At 49.3% G+C, this 3,638-nt stretch carries 2 protein-coding genes, 1 tRNA gene and 2 pseudogenes; 4 read left to right on the top strand and 1 reads right to left on the bottom strand.

Annotation, left to right across the window (positions count from 1 at the left end; translation table 11 throughout):
• Positions 1–461, bottom strand: a pseudogene (locus tag LUQ50_RS00800) (hypothetical protein); the annotation flags it as partial.
• A gap of 317 nt (positions 462–778) precedes the next feature.
• Here LUQ50_RS00800 and LUQ50_RS00795 point away from each other — a divergent pair.
• The 4 genes and pseudogenes from LUQ50_RS00795 to LUQ50_RS00780 form a co-directional block, all read left to right on the top strand.
• Positions 779–852: transfer RNA gene (locus LUQ50_RS00795), tRNA-Lys, on the top strand.
• Between the two features lie 68 nt (positions 853–920).
• On the top strand, positions 921–1,178 hold the full coding sequence (locus LUQ50_RS00790) for a DNA-directed RNA polymerase subunit H (RefSeq protein ID WP_300034709.1): 258 nt from the start codon (positions 921–923) through the stop codon (positions 1,176–1,178).
• Between the two features lie 16 nt (positions 1,179–1,194).
• Positions 1,195–2,754, top strand: a complete 1,560-nt coding sequence (locus tag LUQ50_RS00785; protein ID WP_300034706.1) for a DNA-directed RNA polymerase subunit B'' — start codon at positions 1,195–1,197, stop codon at positions 2,752–2,754.
• A pseudogene (locus LUQ50_RS00780) lies at positions 2,751–3,638 on the top strand (DNA-directed RNA polymerase subunit B); the annotation flags it as partial. The gene LUQ50_RS00785 and the pseudogene LUQ50_RS00780, both read left to right, overlap by 4 nt.

Here is a 3,638-nt window from a genome sequence, read left to right as displayed (position 1 = left end):
TACCGGATCATCTGTTTTTTGTAGTAAATCTCCTGCATGAAATCCTTAAGATCAGAAGGAGATGTGACCACTTCTACAAAGACCAGTGAATTGTCCTTTTTTATGAGCAGAAGATCAAACTCTGCAAGATCCTGCCCGTTTCCCCGAAGTGTGATATCGCCGTTGCGTGAGTAAAAGAATCCGTCCTGCCCGAGAGCTGGTATCTCTTTTTTTCCTCTGACGTCTGCCCCTTTCAGGACAACTGCCTTGAGGGCATTTGTCCGGTTAGCCAGGTCAAGAAAGAGTTCGTAGGATATCATCTCAAACCATCGTCCTTCGGCAGACCGCATGTAGGAGATATCCTCAGAGAAGAGGTTCTGTCGTTCATTTCGTGAAAGGTGTCTGACTGCCCTGACTGCGTGTTCCTTTCTCGGCTGACAGAGTTTTTTATTCTCTTCTATCCATCGGCTAAGCTCATCCATGATGCCCAGCCTGCAATATCCATATTGGTACCACTCAGTATCGCTCCTGAAAAAATAGAATCTCTGAGGGCCATATATCGGCTGGCAGGATCTGAGATCCATCAGCTATTGTGACTGTTAACAGTGATTCCAGTAGAACTGTTTATCTGATCCAGCATATAAGTTATACACGCGCAAGGTGTCTCTCCATCATTTGGATGGTCTGCAGGTTTGTTGATCCTGATGGTAGGATTGTTCAGCCGAAATATAAACGGGAAAAGCAAACCTTTATCTTTCATCGCAGCCTCTTTATGATGCTACAAGAGAGATGACAAGGTGGGTTCGTAGCTCAGTTTGGCAGAGCGCCTGGCTTTTAACCAGGTGGTCGGGGGTTCAAATCCCCTCGAGCCCGTTCCACTTGCAGTTGTGGTTTTTTCGTGCATAGATTTTTTATCGAATTGCAGTCGCAATCGAGGGGGTATGGCGTTGAACGCCGAGCTGAATGTACTTAAGCATGAGATGGTACCTGAGCACAGTATCATGAGCGGTGATGATGTCAAAGCGCTCTTTTCGAAGTATAATATCGGACAGGAACACCTGCCCAAGATTTATCATGATGATCCGGCAGTGCTGGCTATCGGAGCACGGATCAATGACGTAATAAAGATCGTCAGAAAGAGTATGACAGCCGGTCGTGCAGAGTCCTACCGTCAGGTAGTAAAGAGACCCAAGAAGTGAGCCTGGGGCTGATCTTTTGATTGATAGGAGCATCCTTTCACAGGCATATTTTGCCCGGGACCATGTAGCCCGGCACCAGTTGGATTCGTTCAATTATTTTCTGACTCATAATCTGCATAAAGTTGTTGAAGAACAGCGGGTTATCGAAACCGATATTGAGTCACGAGGAAAAGGGAACGAACCGGTATCGGTTGAACTCGGAGATCTAAAAATTTTACGCCCACTTGTCAGGGAAGCAGACGGTTCGCAGTCTGAACTCTTCCCTGGTGAGGCGCGTCTGCGTAACATCACGTATGCTGCACCGATTCAACTGGATCTCACCCTGGTACAGGGTGGTGTTCGTCAGGAACCTGTGACTGCCACCATCGGGCAACTCCCGATCATGGTTGGTTCAGTAGCCTGTAATCTTTCAAGTCTGACCGAGGAAGAGCGTGTTTCTCATGGAGAAGATCCGCTGGACCCAGGGGGCTATTTCATCGTCAACGGGACTGAGCGTGTGCTGATGACACTCGAGGATCTTGCTTCAAACAAGATCATGACCGAGTACACCGAACGGTATAATGAGCGGATCTATGTTGCCAAGGTATTCTCCCAGTTCAGAGGATATCGCGCCCTCGTAGTTGTGGAACGGAACCGCAAGAACCTGCTTGAGGTTACCTTTCCATCCGTTGCCGGTCATCTCCGGTTTGTTGACCTGATGCGTGCACTTGGGATGACCAGTGATGCTGAAGTCGTCAAAGCAGTCTCAACTGATGAGGAAATTCTCACCTTCATGATGCAGAATCTTGAAGAGAGCGAATGCGATTCGGTCGAGTGCGGTGTCATGTATGTCGGAAAGAAACTTGCTCCGAACCAGACCCGTGATTATCAGAAGAAACGGGCCGAATTTGTTCTGGACAATTACCTGCTTCCACATCTTAACTACATGATGCCTCGTTTTGTCCATGAAGAGGATGAGGAGCAGATGAAGATTGTCCGCTCCGTCAGGCTCGCAAAAGCCCACTTCCTTGGTCGTATGGCCGAAGCCTGTTTTGATCTCGTACTTGACCGCCGGCGTATTGATGACAAAGATCACTACGCAAACAAGCGGCTCAAACTCGCCGGTGATCTGATGGAGGATCTCTTCCGTATCTCGCTCAACCGGCTTACCCGTGATATCAAATATCAACTCGAGCGGGCCAGTATGCGTCACCGTGATCTCTCCATAGCAACTGCAGTCCGTGCAGATGTGCTGACTGAACGGTTGCTTCACCCGCTGGCGACCGGGAACTGGGTTGGAGGAAGGACTGGTGTCTCTCAACTTCTTGATCGTATTGATCACATGAGTGTGCTCTCACACCTGCGTCGTGTCATCTCCCCGCTCTCCCGCTCCCAGCCTCATTTCGAGGCTCGTGATCTCCATCCTACACAGTGGGGTCGGATCTGTCCGAGCGAAACTCCTGAAGGACCAAACTGTGGTCTGGTGAAGAACTTCGCTCAGATGGTTGAGATTAGTAAAGGAGTCTATGATGATGAAGAGATCATCAGGATGCTCTACGGACTTGGTGTTGAACAGATCAGGGGTGAGATCCAGTGATAGCAACAAAATCACGTGTGTTCGTTGATGGTGCCCTTATCGGTCTTGTTGACGATCCTAAAGATCTGGTCCAGAAGATCAGAACTATGCGCAGACAGGGAGTCATCTCCACCGAGGTGAACTGTTCGCACAAGGAGTTTAACGGCGACATCATCATCCATACCGATCGTGGGCGTGCCCGCCGGCCGTTAATTGTCCTTCAGGAAGGAAAACCCCTCATCACAGAAGAGGATCTTCTGAAACTGAAGAACAAGGAGATCGTCTTCTTTGACCTGATCACCCGTGGTGTTATCGAGCTCGTCGATGCTGAAGAGGAAGAAGATCTCCTCATCGCGATGACTCCCGATGATATCACTCCTCAACATACCCATCTTGAGATAGATCCCTCATTGATCCTTGGTATCGGGGCAGCCCATGTTCCGTTCCCTGAACACAATGCGTCTCCTCGTGTAACGATGGGCGCTGGAATGGTCAAGCAGGCGCTCGGGTTTGCAAACGCCAATATGAAACTCAGGCCTGACACCCGTGGCCACCTGCTTCACTACGTTCAGAAACCTCTCGTATATACCCAGACTTCAGAAGGTATCGGATCTGATGACCGGGCAGCCGGGCAGAACTTCGTGGTAGCCATTCTCAGTTACGAAGGATACAATATTGAAGATGCTCTCATCTTCAACAAAGCCTCAATCGACCGCGGTCTCGGCAGATCCCATTTTTTACGTACGTATGAGGGTGAGGAGCGTCGGTATCCGGGAGGTCAGATCGACCGGATTCAGGTTCCTGATGAGGATGTAGTTGGTGCACATGGTGCAGACTATTACTCAAATCTTGATGATGACGGTATCATCAACCCTGAGACAGTCGTCAACGAGAAGGATGTCATT

It is taken from the genome of Methanospirillum sp. (genome assembly GCF_028679455.1).
GTDB lineage: Archaea > Halobacteriota > Methanomicrobia > Methanomicrobiales > Methanospirillaceae > Methanospirillum.
Note: the sequence above shows the minus strand (reverse complement) of the source record. Positions and strands in the feature narration are given on the sequence as shown.